Here is a 16797-nt window from a genome sequence, read left to right on the forward strand (position 1 = left end):
AACAAAATTGTAGTGAGATCAACATATAGAAAGCCTGTTATAATTGGCATAATTAACCTGGTTATTGTATTTATTATATACTTGTCAGGTTGTTCAAAACATGATCCCAATCTGGGAAATACGGGAGACGGGAGTATCCAGCTTACCGATGAGGAATTGCAGGGAGGTGTAAATGGCACTATTGACCTCCAAAGCGATCAGGCCTTTGCCCAACCAATTCCACCTATGTTAACCGCCGATGTGATCAATTTTAAAGTTGGGCGATCATTTTTTCATACTAACTGGGTAACTGCACCTGCATCAACCCAGGCTGTTGATGGTTTAGGCCCTATTTTTAACACCAGTTCGTGTAACAGTTGTCACGTTGAAGATGGGAGAGGGCGTACTCCATTTTCTGAAACCGAACAATTGAGTTCGGTATTAATGAGGTTGAGTATACCCGGACAGGATGCTCATGGTGGGCCAAATCCTGATCCTGATTTAGGTTTACAGTTCCGTAACAATGCTATTTTAAAAGCTACTCCAGATGGGCAGGTTTTTGTAAGTTATACCAATAAAATTGTAACCTATCCGGATGGTACAACAGTTACTTTACGTGTTCCGGCTTATCTGTTCAAAAATTTACGTAACGGGCATCCGGTTAACTTCATGATGTCGCCGCGTATTGCGCCTCAGTTGGTAGGTATGGGTTTGCTTGAGGCAGTTCCTGAAGCAAGCATTCTTGCGTTAGCCGATCCGGATGATAAAGATAATGACGGAATTTCAGGAAAGCCTAACTCCGTATGGAGCGAAGAAAAACAGCAGATGGTGTTGGGGCGCTTTGGTTGGAAGGCTAATGAACCCACTGTAAGGCAGCAGGTTGCCGGCGCATTTAGCAGCGATGTAGGCATTACCACGCCAATATATCCTAATGCAAATCTTTTTGGTATAGAACAAACTTTATTCGGAGGTTTAACGGATGGTAGCGATAATCCCGGTCAGCCGGAATTACCAGATCCTAATTTTACGTTTACCGTATTTTATACTCAAGCGTTAGCAGTTCCTAAACGTAGAAACTGGAAAGATGCAACAGTAATACAAGGCAAAGCACTATTTACACAGTTAGCATGTGCTAAATGCCATAGCCCCCAGTTAAAAACGGGCACCTTTACGGATGTGCCTTTATTATCAAACCAAACTATACACCCTTACACCGATTTACTGTTACATGATATGGGTACAGATCTGGCTGACGGACGAAGCGATTATCTGGCAACAGGCAATGAGTGGCGCACCCCGCCGCTTTGGGGCATTGGTTTAACCAGCCTTGTAAATAACAATAATGGCATGTTTCTGATGCATGACGGACGTGCCCGCACAATTGAAGAAGCAATTTTATGGCATGGTGGCGAAGCTGAAAAATCAAAAGAAGCTTTCATGAAACTTTCCAGTACCGACCGTGCCGCAGTTATCAAATTTGTAAACGACTTATAAGTATAAAGCATAATACCATGACTATAAAACAAACAATGGCCGCAGCCGCCGTAACAGCAATTTTGGGCATTGCGGCTTGCTCCAAAACCCCAGGCCCGGATAACAATAATAATGGCCAATCATCTCTTTTTGGTAATTATGACCAAACAGCTATGCTAACCAATATCGGTAACAATGTATTATTATCTGGCATTAACAATGCGGTAACCAGCGCTACTACAGCTCAGGTTGCTATTGCTGCATTTGCCGCTGCACCAAACAATGGTACCTTAACTGCAGCGCAAACTGCATGGGCAATACTTGCTCAAAACTGGGCGGTGGTTGAGCCATTTGGATTTGGCCCCATGCAGGATAACCTGATTTCGGCCAACACCAATACATGGCCGGCTAATCCAACAAAAATTGAAAGCGCTATTACCGCTAACTCCAATGCTGTTAACGTTGGGGCCGATACCAAAGGACTTAAAGGGTTGGAGTATTTACTTTTTGATAAAAGTGGCGATAATGTAGTGCTAACTAAATATACCGGAGGTAATGCCGCAGCACGTATAGCTTTTCTTAATTCCGTGGCAAAAGATGTGGTAACGCAGGCTACTAACCTGCAAAATGCCTGGAAAAGCGGCTACCTTACTACTTTTGAAAATGCAAAGGGCAATGATGTAAGCAGTTCTGCAAGCCAGTTGATCAATAGGCTTTCACTTTTTCTTGATCAGGTTAAGAATATGAAAGTAGGTAATCCGATTGGTATGGGGGTAAAGGTAAACGATAATAAGGCCCATCCCGAACTGATAGAGTATACCATTGCTGAGCAATCTATACCAGCCATGAAAGCTAACGTACAAGCTATGAAAGCAGCATTTGATGGTGGGTCTGGCCAGGGTTTAGATGATCTGTTAAACTACGTGAAGGCACAAAAGAACGGACAAAACCTTTCGGTTGTGGTTGATGCACAATTTGATGATGTGATTAGTAAGATCAACGCCATCAACGCTCCATATTCAACAGCGGTAAGCAGCCAAACACAACAATTACAAGCGGTATTTAATTCTTTGAAAACGCTGATAGCTTATTTTAAGGTAGATGTAGCCAATAACCTGGGGGTAACGATTACCTTCAGCGATACCGACGGAGATTAAATTTTATATTCCGAAAGAATGCACTGGCTAAACCTGTACTTATCATGGTACCAAAAACTAACCACAAAGCTTAATGAACCGGTAGATGCGGCTTCATTAGCTTTCTTCAGAATTGTTTTTGGTGCCATTATGCTGTTTAGCCAGTTACGTTTTTTATGGAAAGGTTGGGTATACCTGCTATACATTAAACCAAAGTTCTTTTTCAAATACTGGGGTTTTTATTGGGTGCAGATTTTACCTGGAAAACTGATCTATTTGCCCTGGATCGGGATGATCATCTGTTTGGTGCTCATCATAATAGGTAAATATTACCGGGCGGCTATTATTACGTTCTTTATTTTATTTTCTTATACAGAGCTGCTTGATCTTACAAACTATCTGAATCATTATTATCTGATAACACTGTTGTCGTTTATTATGATTTTTTTGCCGATGAATGCCAGTTTTAGTCTGGATGCACACCGTTGGAAACAGCCCGTAATAATACCCCGGTGGACACTGACAATTTTACGTGCCCAGGTAGGCTTGGTTTACTTTTTTGCAGGCATATCTAAAATAAAGTATGATTGGTTAATTCGTGCCGAACCTTTAAAAATATGGTTAGGAGCTTGTCAAAATATACCTGTTATGGGTAAATGGCTGTCTATGCCAATCACTGCATATGCATTTAGTTGGATCGGGATGTTGTTTGATTTAACAGCCCCTTTCCTGTTGCTCAACAAAAAAACTCGACCTTATGAATATGTGCTTATTGTAGTTTTTCACGTAATGACCTTATGGCTGTTTTACATTGGTATTTTTCCTTTAGTGATGATGGGGGTAGCATTGGTGTTTTTTTCACCGGAATGGCATCGCCGTATCTTGGATAAATATTGCGGAAGGTTGAGTAGCTCAAATAATGATCATACAGAAGTGTTTCTCTTTAAAAATAAAAGAGGATACAAATACCTGTTCGGCGTTTATTTGCTTTGGCAATGTATTATGCCGCTGCGCTACTTGTTTTACAAAGGCAATGTACTCTGGACAGAACAGGGGTACCGATATTCCTGGAATGTGATGTTGATAGAGAAAGATGGCTACGTAGAATTTTATGTAAAAGATAAGATTACCGGGGAACGATTTATCGAATACCCCAAAAAACATCTTACGGCTTTGCAAGAGCGGATGATGAGTACCCAGCCTGATATGATATTACAATATGCCCATTTTTTGGCCGATGGTTACAGGCAAAAGCTCGGTCACCCGGTGGCAGTATATGCAGACGCTTATGTATCGCTTAATCAAAAGTCTGGTAAAACGTACATCAACCCTAAAACTGATCTGGCTGAGGAAACAGATAGTTTCGCCCCTAAAAAATGGATATTATCCGATAATTAAGATATATGTTTAAAAAAATTACACTCTTATTTTTTGTACTTCTTTTTGCTATTGCAGTAAAAGCGCAACTGGTTAATGTTTCAGGTTATGTTAAGGATGCAACCACACATGAGGGTATTGCTTATGCCAATATTTCGCTTTCAAAGAACGCTCTTTACACTTGCGATATCACCGGCCATTTTAGTTTTAAAACAGCTACAGGGAAATATCAAATTACTATTAAAGCAGCCGGATACGAACCTCAAAAACTCGATCTTGAAGTTACCGGTGATATCAGTAACCAGGTGTTTGAACTGATATTATCTACCCGTCAGCTGCAAACAGTTAATGTAAAAGGGAAGCAGCAACATTTATCGGATGTTCAGCTTTTAACGCAAACGGTAGGTACCACTATTTATGCAGGCAAAAAAAATGAATTGATTGATTTGAATAACCTTCCGGTTAACACAGCTATTAACAGTGCCAGGCAGGTATACTCAAAAGTACCGGGGATCAACATCATTGAAAATGACGAAGCTGGTGTTCAACTTGGTATTGCAACACGAGGGTTAAACCCAAACCGTACAACAGAATTTAATTCGAGGCAAAATGGATATGATATAGCTGCCGATCCAATTGGTTACCCAGAAACTTATTACACCCCGCCAACGGACGCTTTGGATAACATCGAAATTATTCGCGGGGCTGCATCATTGCAGTATGGTACCCAATTTGGTGGCTTGCTCAACTTTAAATTTAAACAAGGGCCTGTTAACAAACCCTTTGAACTGGTTAGTAAACAAACAGTGGGTAGCTATGGCTTTTTTAATTCCTTTAATAGTGTAGGGGGGCAAAGCGGAAAACTGAATTATTGTGCATTTTATAGCTATAAACGCAGCGATGGCTGGCGCGATAATACCGGTTTTGATGTACATAATGCTTTTGTATCACTTAAGTATGCTATAACTCCTAAATTAACCCTCGGCTTTGATTATACTTTTATGTACTATCAATTGCAGCAGCCTGGAGGATTTACCGACCAGCAATTTAAACAGAATCCACGGCAATCATTCCGAAACCGGAATTGGTTTTCTGCCAACTGGAACATTCCTGCCCTTACTTTAGATTATGCAATAGACAGCGCCAACTTGCTGACGGTAAAAGCATATGCCCTGCTGGCCGACAGAAAAAATGTGGGCGATCTTGATCCCATAAATATTGTGGATGATCCTACAAAGCCACGTACTGTTATGAATGATGATTATCGCAACTTTTATACAGAGGCGCGTTTTATACACCACTATAATCTGGTTGGCAATCTGCGTTCGTCGTTTTTAACCGGAGTTCGTTTTTATCATGGTAATACCCATCGTGTACAAGGCTATAACTATACCGGTGCGGATGCCAATTTCTCCATAAAAGATGATCGTACGCAATTAAGCTACCATTTTCCGGCCTACAATGCGGCTGCCTTTGCCGAAAATATTTTTCAGCTAACTGATAAGTTTTCCATAACGCCGGGAGCCCGGTTTGAATATATCCAGACAAATTCAAATGGATATACTATTGCTGACAGCAGTACTAATGTCAGTACCCCGGGTAATGAAAAACATACCCGCAAGTTTGCTTTGCTGGGTGTGGGATTAGACTACAAGGTGACAGAGAAATCAGATGTTTATATGAATTTTTCGCAGAATTATAGTCCAATCAATTTTGGAGATATTGTTATTTTACAGCCAGGCATGAAGGTAGACCCAAATCTGAAAGATGTAAAGGGTTATAACTTTGACCTTGGTTATCGCGGCCAGTTTATGAATGCACTTACGTTGGATGTTAGCGGTTATTACCTGCTGTATAAAAACCGCATAGGTTCTTTAGCTCAAACTGATGGCGGGGGCGATGTATATCTCTATGAAACCAATATCAGCGACTCCCGGAGCGCAGGTGCCGAACTTTTTGGTGAATTGAATATTTGGCACTTGTTACCAACCCACAAGCATAGCGAAAATAAATTATCGTTGTTTGCATCGTTGTCTTATACCGATGCAAAATATATTAACGTACCTGACGATAGGAAGCAATTTTACAACAAAAGGGTTGAATATGCACCACATTGGATTGGCAGATATGGTGTAGATTTTTTGTTTAAAGATCTCAGCGGTAGTGTACAGTACTCTTATACAGATTCGCAATTTTCTGATGCTACCAACGCCTTTGCCTCAAATAATGGCAGCATAGGTACCATACCTGCCTATCATACTGTTGATGTTACTGTGGGTTATGCGCTATCAAAAAAATGGAAGATTTCTGTTTCGGGTAATAACATTACTGACGAAAAATATTTTACAAGGCGTACAACAGGTTTTCCGGGCCCGGGTATAATTCCATCAGAGGGAAGGGCAATTTACGGAACGCTGCAGTTTAAGTTATAGATTAACGGAGTATGTTATTTAAAAAAGTTAACGTTAAAAATTGCGCCTGGGTCTTTTTTTGCGTGGGGATGAGTTGTCTGATCCGGCAGATTCGGCCTGCGGCATGAAGTGTTTTTGAAATGTTTTTTTAACAGGCGCTTGCTGGTCTTTGTTTTTAACATCGGCAAATCGAACGCTAATCTCCCTGTCATCAATGGTTGCACCATTCATGGCCTCAATAGCACGCTCTGCACCTTGCTGATCAGTCATAGTGATAAAACCATAACATTTGCTTTCACCTGTATCTATGTCAGTAATAATAGTTACGGTATTAACCGCACCATAAACACTGAACATTTCTACCAGTTCAATTTCTTCCATATCTTTTGGAAAACCAACAATAAATAGCTTAGCCATAACGGTGCAAATATACGAATGCTTGATTTATTTTTAACACTTAGAATCAATGCCTTTAATCTTCTTTACAGATTTAGATACACGACTTCCAAACAAGTGAAATTTAAAATGGCCCATTTTGACAATTGAGCTAAATACGTGATCAGATTTTGATATATATTTTTTGCTTATACATCCAGTAGAGTATCAACCATAATAACATCAAGGTTAAGGTACCGCTTACTAAGGTTGTATAAGCCAGCCCGAATAGCTGATCATAATGCTGTCCAAGATTTACATGAAGGTTATCGCTGATGTATTTCCTCAAACCACCATCAGACATTACATAGGCGGCAATTGAATTTGCACCTATCACCGTAAGAAAGAAAAATGGTTTTTTGAAGCCCTTTACATCAATCAGCCAATAAAAAAAAGCTAAAAAAGCAAAACATATCCCGCCGCTAAATATTACCCAGGCCGGTGTCCAAATTCTTTTAACTATAGGGTTGATGTTTGTAAGGTGCAGTATTAATCCTATAGCAAGCAAGCTTAGTGCTGAAATGATAAAATATTTTAATTTTTCTTTATCTGTTTGAGCATTTTTTAAAACCCCACCGGCAAGCAGACCCAAGATCATGGTACCTAAAGTAGGGATAAAACTCAGAGTAGAATAACCGCCACCATTAAACACAAAAGGCTGTGCTCGGGGGAATAAATTAAGAAACCGGCGATCTGCAGCCCAGGCCAAATTGGTATTTTTATTCCAATGAGCAGCAAAGCCATGCAAATTATGCTCCCAATTTGGTGAAACTCCGGTCAATGAATAATCGAAGCTGGAACCGGGTAGGGGATAGAGCGCAAAAGCAAGCCAATACCCTACCAAAATCATAATGAGTATGCCTGCCTGAACTTTCCGAGAGCAAAACCCGATCATCACCAGGAATGTGTAGCCCAAGCCTATTTGAGTAAGCGTATCTTCAAATGTGTAAACGGTTTGCGTTGCACCTAACGATCTTAAAAAGATTCCGAGCAGAATAAGGATCACCGACCGATAAAGAGCATGGCCGATCAGTGAATTGAATGTGGCTCCTTTTTTTATTCTGGAAGCAACAGAAAACGGGAGCACCACACCAACCAAAAAGGTAAAAGAAGGCTGAATCATATCGTGAAGACTCAGCCATGTCCACGCAACATGCGATTGGTTGAAGGCTATAATTTGCCAGATCTTGCTATTAGGCAACGCAGCTGACACGCTCTCAAAAGACAATACTTCGCCCATCATCAGGAGCATGACAAATCCCCGATAGATATCTACTGAAGCTATTCTACCGGCAGGTATTTGAGGATTCGTTATTGTTGCAGAGAGAGGCGAGTGTAAAGCGGAAACAGTGCCTGTTTTCATAATTGAATTTTGATCAAATAACCTGCTTTTGAATAGGTGTTATCACTTTAACAAAAAGATCAATCTTCATCAGGAGGTGAATCATCATCGCCTAAATAAAGCGTAAAGGCTGATTCTGATGCATCATAAGATTGTTTCAATAAATCGATAGATGGTTCATCACTATTAGGTGACGGGATTCGCTCTTCGTCCAAACCATTGGAGTGTATATCTTCCTGGCTTAGTTGGTCTTCTTTGTCATTATCCTCTGAGTCATCGAGAGGAATTTGATCTTCCGGGTTTATCATGATCTGAAAGTTATTTGATTAATATTAGTTCCTGGTTTACAGCTACGCTGAGTCAATCTCAATAAGTCGAAAAAAAATATCCTATTTTTAACTTGTTACTCAATGTAGAACAATTTAAAAATAGGATAAATAAAAGAAATAAAAGCAAAGCTCAACAAAAAGATTGCTTCATATTTATGATGATTAACCGTTTATTTTACTAACGATGGATCATACAGTTTAGTGTTAACTTTTTGCAACTGTTCAACAGGCATTTTGGTAACCTTACGATCATAGGTCATAAAGCCGTTAACCTCGCCTTCAACATCAGTGGTTTGAGTGTATACCGCTGCAGATAATCCCAATTTAATTAACTCCTGAAGTCTGTCGGTAAACGTGCTGTATCTTTTAAACAGGTCATCAGCATTCTTAAAATTTTGATATCCCCAGTTTTTATTGGCTTGCCAGGTATGGCCATCAACCGGCCAACCTAAACCACCAAATTCTCCTAAAACCACAGCTTGGGTCTTACCAAATATTTCAGGACGCGGCATAGCCGGGTGAGGGTAATTATGCAGATCCACAATATTTCCTGTAGCGTAAAAGTTACCACCGCTTGCGCTGTTTACCAACCTTGAAGGATCTTTTTTCATAGTCCACTCGGTGATCTCAACAGTTTTAAATTGACCCCAGGCTTCATTAAACGGAGTCCAAACTACAATACAAGGGTAATTATAAAGTGAATTCATAATGGCATTCCATTCTTTTCTGTAATAACCTTCAGATTCAGGAGTACGTTGCTGATCGGTAGCTTTATCTAGTACGCCCGGACGATTTTCCCAATGATTGCCCAGATCGCCGCTTGGCATATCCTGCCATAACAACATTCCGTTTTTATCGCAATAAGTATAGTAACGGGCAGGCTCCACCTTAATATGCTTACGGATCATGTTAAAGCCCATCGCTTTTAACTGATCAATATCAAAGTTCATCGCCTCATCTGTTGGTGGGGTGTATAAGCCATCGGGCCACCAACCCTGATCAAGAGGGCCATATTCAAATACAAACTTATTGTTCAGTAACATACGTTGTACACCATTAGCATCGGCGCCTAATGATATTTTGCGCATGGCAAAGTAACTTTTCACCTCATCAACTGCCTTGTTGTTCCTGATCACAGCCACCTGCAGATCGTACAGGAATGGAGTAGTTGTTGACCACAATTTTTGATCTTTAATATCTAAAGTGGCCGTGCCGCCTGCATCTACAATTTTTTCATCAACCTGTTTTTTGCCATCCCATGCAGTAATCTTTAGTTTATCACCGGTTTGAACATTGCTTACCTCGGCCGAAACAGTAAGTGTATGGTTATCTATGTTGGGAGTTTGTTTAGTTGCATCAATATGAGTTTTAGCCACAGCCTCTAACCAAACCGTTTGCCAAATGCCGGTAACGGGAGTATACCAGATGCCTTCAGGCTTTTTAACCTGCTTGCCACGAGGCTGCGGGCCATCATCTGTCGGGTCCCAAACGCTAACTTTTATTTCCTGTTTAGAACCACCTTTTAAATAGGGAGTTATATTAAATGTAAAAGGATCAAAACCACCTTCGTGCACACCCACGCTTTTACCATTGATAAAAACTTCTGTTCGCCAGTCAACGGCACCAAAATGCAATAACACATCCTTACCTTTTAAGGTCTTGTTTAAGGTAAAGTTGGTTTTGTACCATAACATGCTGTCTTTTCCAACGGTTTTGCCTACGCCCGACAGTGCCGATTCAACAGCAAAAGGAACTAATATTTCGCCTTCATATTTTGCCGGCCCTGCTGTAGATTTTGGTACTATAGCATAGTTCCAAATACCATTTAAGTTTTGCCAATCAGGCCTAACCAATTGCGGTCGTGGATATTCAGGAAGCGGTGCTTTAGGGTCAACCTTTTCAGCCCAGGGAGTAGTGATCTTATCTTTGATCAAATGCCAGCCTGATTGTTGTGCATTAACTGATACAGAAGCTAAAAGTAAAAGGGATAAGCAAAAGTTAGTTTTTTTCATAAATAATTAGAATTGTATTTCAATAAACAGGGCCATACTAAAGTACGGCCCTGTTAGCTTTTATTAGTAAGTTAATTTTACCAATGGAGAAAATATCATATCCTCCACACCGGCTATTTTAACACCCACCCGTGCAAAAACGTAGTTTTGAGTAGGAGATATACCCGGGATATTCGCACTCATGGTAATATTGCTAAGGCTTGTAATTGCGGAGCCAGCAAGATCAGTAACCGCGATATTATCCCCGCCTGATACGAACTGAGTTTTGTTAATATACAAGCTTACTCTTTCAATATCCTTTGCATTGGCATCAGTAATTACTTTTTCTATACTAAAGGTTGCATTCACTTTACCACTGGCTGCAGTAAGGTTGGCATTCCTGATCATATAGAATGGAGTAACCTCTATATCCATCGTTTGGTCACCGGTTAGTGCTACGGCTATAGAGTCGCGTTTGCCCGCGGCTATTTCCTTCCACATAAAAGGCCCCTGGTTCGGCGGAATAGTGAATTTATAATTGCCCTTAAAAAGAAGAGAAGAGTAAGCACCATCCTGACTAAAGGTTTGGCTTATTGGCCCTACTTTACCAAAACCAGGCTGATAAAGCTCATAAGGCACCTGGTTGTACTCTACACCAATGGCTTCGCCTTTATAAACCAGCTTACCGGTGAGCTTTAAGGAAGGCGCATCGTAATTGTCTTTTTTACAACCCGTGGTTGCAATCAAGAGCGCCAGTATCATATGATGAAATTTTATTTTCATGATCGTAATTTATAAATAAAACCTATTGATTTGGTTGTTTAACAATTTTAGGATTGGCCGATAATACATCATCACCAATTTGTGAATAATAATTACCCAGCTGAAATCTGTTTGAGCCTGTTACTGGGGATGGCAATATTTCTTTAAACAGCCATTTACCATTATTAGGATTACCTGGGTTATAATATTTATATGGCCATAAACCATAAGGTTGGGTGTTGCGTTTGGTGGCCTTACCTATGTTGGATACGAGGTCATTAACGGTCATTGGTGCACCATCCCAAACAGCAGTTGCAATTCTCCAGCGTTTCATGTCATACAAAGTATGGCCTTCAAACGCAAGCTCTACACGGCGTTCATGAACAATTCTATCAAAGGTAATATCCACAGGTGTTAACGCCGTAGTTAAACCTGCACGTGATCTCACCTGGTTAAGATAACCGGCAGCAACAGGTACCTGGCCAAGTTCAAAAGCAGCTTCAGCAGCATTTAATAATACCTCAGCATACCGGTAACGGATAAAAGCCACATCACTTCCACGACCACGACGACCAGAACCTACAGCAGGGTCAAGGTACTTGCGGATATAGAAACCAGTTTGTGTCCTGAATTCCTGTCCGTTAATAACACCGTCTTTACCGGTAACCTGTACTGGTGTAGAAGTTCCTGGAAGGGGTTTTAATTGGCCGGCATCACCGCTGGTTAATATGCTTCCGTCAGCTAATTGGTAACCAGCCCAAACATCTGTCCTTTTTCCTTTGAATGAACCGTTTGGCAAAAGGACTGTTCCGGCAAGCCTCGCATCACGACCTGCAAAAATATCAAGCTGATCTGTGTAATAAATAGGGTTGCCCGAAGCATCTTTAGTAGCCAGTGGAGCATATGTATTATCTAATTTTTCAAACGCTTCAACTAAATTCAGTGATGGGTTTAAACGACCAGCATCTAAACCTTCGTCTGATATAGAAAAAGGCTGATTATTAGTTGTAAAAGGATGTACTTTACCAGAGTTAACTTTGAAGTCTTCTACAAATATAGCTTCCTGGTTAACACTGCTTTTGTCAAGAAAAACAGCAGCAAAATTATCTGCCAAGTCTGGTAATACTTTATACAACTGGTAACTGCCTGCGCTTCCGTTGATAATTGCTTGCGCCGCGGCCAGGGCTTTGGTATAATAGCCATTAGCCAGGCTTGAAGAAATACCTACCTCACCACCCGGCAATGATACCTGAGGAGTGCTTGCACCGTATTTGGCTATAGAACCGGCATATAGGGCTGCTCTTGCTTCCATGGCCAGAGCGGCACCTTTTGTAGCTCTTGATTTTTCGTTAACATCATTAGGTAGTTGATCCTTAATGGCCTCTGCTTCACTGATCACAAAATCATATAATTCAGATTCTTTAGCACGTGGCTTTTGTAAGGGCGTAACATTGCCCGAATAATCATATGCTTGAGGATCGGTAATAAGTGGTACACCGCCCATGCGTTTTACCATTTCAAAATAATAGTTGGCACGCATAAATCTTGCTTCGGCAATAAAACGGGTTTTATCGCCGTCGCTTAATTTGGTAGCAGCAGTAGCACGTTGAATAAACAGGTTAAGGTCACGGATGTAACCATAATCCCATATGCGCCACTCATCGTAACCCCAACCGGTTCTTTGTACAATATATGAGCTGCCGTTTTCTGAAGGAAAAGATTCGCTGAAGTCGGCAAAAGTAATCCATCCGGGTACAATATCGCCCGAAGGTGATAATGGATATTCTCTTAGCGGATGCCCGTCAAGGCTTGAAAAGTCACGTTGTCTGTTATATAAATCGCCCAGTATAGATAAAACCAGGGCAGGGTCTGAAAATGCCAGTTCGGTAGGCAATACCTGCTTGGGTGGTACATCTAAAAACGCGCTATCTTTTTTGCATGATCCCGTACCTAACAGGATGGCAAATATGGTTATGAATGATATTTTTTTCATTTGAATTTTTAAACTTTTGGAATCAATTAAAAGGTTAAGTTAACGCCGAAGTTGAGTACTTTACTCTGAGGGAATTGAAGCCCGTTATCGTCAGAAACCTCCGGATCAACTGAATATGATTTAAGATTATCAAATGAAAACAAGTTATAAGCGTTAACATAAAATCTTGCTCTTTTGATCTTTACCCTCGTAAGCCATTGAGATGGCAACGAATACCCAAATTCTATGGTTCTGGCTCTTAAATACTTTACGCTATGCAACCAAAAGGTTGAGTTACGCTGACCGTTAAGTTCGTAATCGCTATGGCCAAAGCCAGGGTTTACCCTGTTTGCAGGATATTTACCCGGGATCCAGGCGCTGTTCACATCAAATGGATCTGCACGGTGCCACCTGTCCTCAAATATGCTGTTCAAGTTACCGTTATTCTGGAAGGCCCATCTTGATTCAAAGTTTTGAACCCAGGTATAACCTGCTCCACCCGAGAAATCAGCATGGAAGTCAAAACCTTTGTAAGCTGCGCCTAAGGTAAAGCCAAAGTTGATATTGGGTTGTTTACCACCACCAAATCCAACCGGACGCTCATCGTATTGATCAATTTTACCATCTCCGTTTTGATCTTTATACATCAGGTCGCCGGGAATAAGGCTGCGGTTACCTTTACCGTCATTATTAATTTTATAATTGTTGATCTGATCCTGAGATGTGAACTGACCAATTACCTCGTAACCCCAATCTATATGAGAATACCTGTTTTGGGTAGAGTTGCGGTACTGATCCCAAGAGTTATAAAAAAGAGGATTGTACTGCATTAAGTCTTTTGAGCGGGTATATGAAAAGTTACCGCCCACATTAAAGCTCACGTTGCCTATTTTATTATTGTAGCTCAGGGAAATTTCTTCACCGTACTGGGCATCGCTGTTGGCATTTTCCTGTGGCAAAGAATATCCTATTTCTATAGGTACTATCACATCGTTTTTGGTACCTAATAGTCCTGTACGTTTACGATAAAAATAATCAACGGTACCGGTCAGTTTATTATTCAGGAGGCTGAAATCCATACCAACATCGGTGATCTTGCTTTTTAACCATGATATACGGTTGATAGGGATACCTTTGTCTCTTGATACAGTAATGGCGTTACCATCCAATATAGCAGTACCCTGGTTGTAGTTGTAACCTGGTAAATAAGCATAAGCCGGAACGATAGGATTTGCTGTATTAGAAGGATCACGGTCATCACCCAGAACACCGTATGATGCCCTGATCTTTAAATCATTAAGCGGGCTGTTTTCACCTAATATGCTTTTCATGAAACCTTCCTGGGTAATTCTCCAACCGGCAGATATACCAGGGAAATAACCAACGCGTTTATCAGGCGCAAACAGGTAAGATGCATCGCGCCTCGCCGAAGCTTCTAAGTAATATTTGTTATCATAATTGTAGTTTACACGCCCAATGTAACCGATACGAGCCTCTTTATCATCACTATCCTGATACTGATCAGTAGTAGGGAAATAAATAAGCGGCAGGTTATTTGAAATCGGCGAAGCATGGATCCAGTTACGTAAATGGTTAAGCTCTATACGTTCAGCAACGAATGTTGCGCCGATGGCGCTTTTACCAAATGAGTTATTGTAATTTATCTGAGCCTGCATGGTTTTTGCAAACTCCTTTTTTTGCTCACGTTCGCGCCATGGGTTGGTACTGCCTCCGGTTACATCATAAGTGTTAGTTGCTGGGCGGTAAGTGTAAGCCTCATAGGTATACTCCTGGTTGTTCAGCAAATAATCGGCTATGTAGTAAGAATATAAACCTTTTATGGCTAAGCCTTTTACACCTGGAATTTGGTATTCGGCATTAAAATTAGTTTGCAGAACGCGCCAATCGCTATGGTATAAACCAGACAGGTCTTTATTTAAAAATGCATAGTTTGACTCGGTGTGGCCAATATCATTCAAATAGGCAGGATTATCATTAGCATAAGGGCGCTCAAGCGGGGTATTCCTCAATACCGCAAATTTCGCTAAGAAATAATCGTCGCCGCCCGGTACGCCAGGATTTTCGCGTGTTTCGATACGGCCATTAATGTCCAAACTAACTTTCAAACCATTTGCAACCTTTAATGAAACGTTCGACTGGATGTTTGAGCGGTTAAATTTATACTCTTTACCCAATTGAGAGCTCTGAAATAGGTTAGTTGCCGAAACGTAATAGTTAACCCTATCTGTACCACCTGTAAAGTTGGCATTAACAGAGTTTTGAGGCGCATTGTTATTGCTTTTCAAAACATAGTCACGCCAGTTAAAGCTTTTGTAGCCAGGGTCGGTACCTGCTTTGTATTTATCAAGTTCGGCAGGAGTAATGCTGGTTGATCCGTTAGAGTTTACCTCAGCCTCTGCACGGTAGCGCATATAATCATAAGAGTTAGTAAGTACATTAGGGAAACGAGTCCAGTTTTGATAACCCGAATAAGCATCGATGTTGATACGACTTTCGCCCGAACCTTTCTTAGTAGTTACCACAACTACGCCATTGGCCGCACGTACACCATAAATAGCAGCTGAACCATCCTTTAATACGGTAATGCTTTCCACATCATTTGGCGAAAGGTTATTGAACTGGCCTTCATCCTGTTGTATACCATCAATAACATACAGTGGCGAACCCATGTTACGGATCTGGATACTGGCACTTGCACCAGGGCGACCTTCTGCTTGTCTGAAGGTTACACCCGGAATCTTACCCGCTAAACCAGTACTCACGGTTGATCCGGCATGTACACGCTCCAGGTCTTTACTTGTAACACTGGAAATGGCGCCGGTTATAGATTCACGCCTTTGCGTTCCGTAACCTGTTACCACAATTTCCTGTAGAGAAGAGTTGTTTGATTTTAGCCTTATCGCAATTACCGACCGTCCATTAATGGGTACTTCCTGCGATGCAAAGCCAATATAGCTCACTAATAAAGTGCCGTTGGCATCGGGAACATTTAGGTTAAATTTACCTTTAACATCGGTAGTGGTACCAGCTTGTGTGCCTTGTAACCTGATGGCCACGCCCGTAAGCGCCTCACCAGTAGTATCCGTTACCGTACCGCTTACCTGAAACTTGTTTTGGGCAAATGCCGAAAACGAAGTAAGCTGGTAAGCCATAATGAAAAGGATAATGATTGTTACTTTTTGGCCCCAAATGCAGGGGGGCCACTGCAGGGGGGAACACTCCCCCTGCCTTAGCAGTAAAATTTTTCTCATAAATGATTTATTAATTGGTTAAGCGTGATTTAAAAATGTAAGATTGACAGATTTAAATCACACGGTAAAGAAAAAGGATTTTTCTTGTCGTTTATTAATCAAATCGTCTCGATTATTAGTCAAAAAGTATCATTTTTTCTAATCGTGAAAATTTATTGCTCAAATATTGATGCTGATTCGTATCGGTTCTATATGAGCTACTTGCATTTATTTTTAATGCCTGCCGAATAACAGGATGCATTTTATTGAACAGTAATATTTTCTAAATGAGATGGATGGCAGGATAGCTGCTAAAATCAGTGTTCATCAAGTATTTGT

11 protein-coding genes are annotated in these 16797 nt (G+C 40.9%); 4 read left to right on the plus strand and 7 right to left on the minus strand.

Going from position 1 to position 16797, the window contains the following annotated elements; all coding sequences use genetic code 11:
• The first annotated feature begins 12 nt into the window (after window positions 1-12).
• Genes QWZ01_RS05405 through QWZ01_RS05420 form a run of 4 tightly spaced genes read left to right on the plus strand, consistent with a single transcriptional unit; the run spans window position 13 to window position 6397 of the window.
• Entirely contained in the window at window positions 13-1473 is a 1461-nt protein-coding gene (locus QWZ01_RS05405; RefSeq protein ID WP_290322248.1) for a di-heme oxidoreductase family protein, read from the plus strand.
• A 17-nt stretch (window positions 1474-1490) separates the two neighbouring features.
• Window positions 1491-2609, plus strand: a complete 1119-nt coding sequence (locus tag QWZ01_RS05410; protein ID WP_290322250.1) for an imelysin family protein — start codon at window positions 1491-1493, stop codon at window positions 2607-2609.
• Window positions 2610-2627: 18 nt separating this feature from the next.
• On the plus strand, window positions 2628-3986 hold the full coding sequence (locus tag QWZ01_RS05415) for an HTTM domain-containing protein (RefSeq protein ID WP_290322251.1): 1359 nt from the start codon (window positions 2628-2630) through the stop codon (window positions 3984-3986).
• Window positions 3987-3991: 5 nt separating this feature from the next.
• Window positions 3992-6397, plus strand: a complete 2406-nt coding sequence (locus QWZ01_RS05420; RefSeq protein ID WP_290322252.1) for a TonB-dependent receptor domain-containing protein — start codon at window positions 3992-3994, stop codon at window positions 6395-6397.
• A gap of 33 nt (window positions 6398-6430) precedes the next feature.
• Here QWZ01_RS05420 and QWZ01_RS05425 read toward each other — a convergent pair whose 3' ends face one another.
• The 7 genes from QWZ01_RS05425 to QWZ01_RS05455 all read right to left on the minus strand — a co-directional run bounded on the left by QWZ01_RS05425 (window position 6431) and on the right by QWZ01_RS05455 (window position 16380).
• Complete coding sequence (locus QWZ01_RS05425) at window positions 6431-6793, minus strand: RNA recognition motif domain-containing protein (RefSeq protein WP_290322253.1); 363 nt, start codon at window positions 6791-6793, stop codon at window positions 6431-6433.
• Window positions 6794-6935: 142 nt separating this feature from the next.
• Window positions 6936-8174, minus strand: a complete 1239-nt coding sequence (locus QWZ01_RS05430; protein ID WP_290322254.1) for an acyltransferase family protein — start codon at window positions 8172-8174, stop codon at window positions 6936-6938.
• A gap of 59 nt (window positions 8175-8233) precedes the next feature.
• Window positions 8234-8461 carry a hypothetical protein gene (locus QWZ01_RS05435; protein ID WP_290322255.1) on the minus strand — a complete coding sequence of 76 codons (228 nt, stop codon included), beginning with the start codon at window positions 8459-8461 and terminating at the stop codon, window positions 8234-8236.
• 191 nt (window positions 8462-8652) lie between these two features.
• Complete coding sequence (locus tag QWZ01_RS05440; protein WP_290322256.1) at window positions 8653-10494, minus strand: glycoside hydrolase family 2 protein; 1842 nt, start codon at window positions 10492-10494, stop codon at window positions 8653-8655.
• Between the two features lie 63 nt (window positions 10495-10557).
• Complete coding sequence (locus QWZ01_RS05445) at window positions 10558-11256, minus strand: DUF3823 domain-containing protein (RefSeq protein ID WP_290322257.1); 699 nt, start codon at window positions 11254-11256, stop codon at window positions 10558-10560.
• Window positions 11257-11278: 22 nt separating this feature from the next.
• Window positions 11279-13228 carry a RagB/SusD family nutrient uptake outer membrane protein gene (locus tag QWZ01_RS05450; protein WP_290322258.1) on the minus strand — a complete coding sequence of 650 codons (1950 nt, stop codon included), beginning with the start codon at window positions 13226-13228 and terminating at the stop codon, window positions 11279-11281.
• A gap of 26 nt (window positions 13229-13254) precedes the next feature.
• The gene (locus QWZ01_RS05455) at window positions 13255-16380 is read right to left on the minus strand and encodes a SusC/RagA family TonB-linked outer membrane protein (RefSeq protein ID WP_290322259.1); all 3126 of its coding nucleotides are present in this window, start codon (window positions 16378-16380) and stop codon (window positions 13255-13257) included.
• Window positions 16381-16797 lie beyond the last annotated feature (417 nt).

It is taken from the genome of Mucilaginibacter aquaedulcis (assembly GCF_030409325.1).
Taxonomy (GTDB): Bacteria; Bacteroidota; Bacteroidia; order Sphingobacteriales; family Sphingobacteriaceae; genus Mucilaginibacter; species Mucilaginibacter aquaedulcis.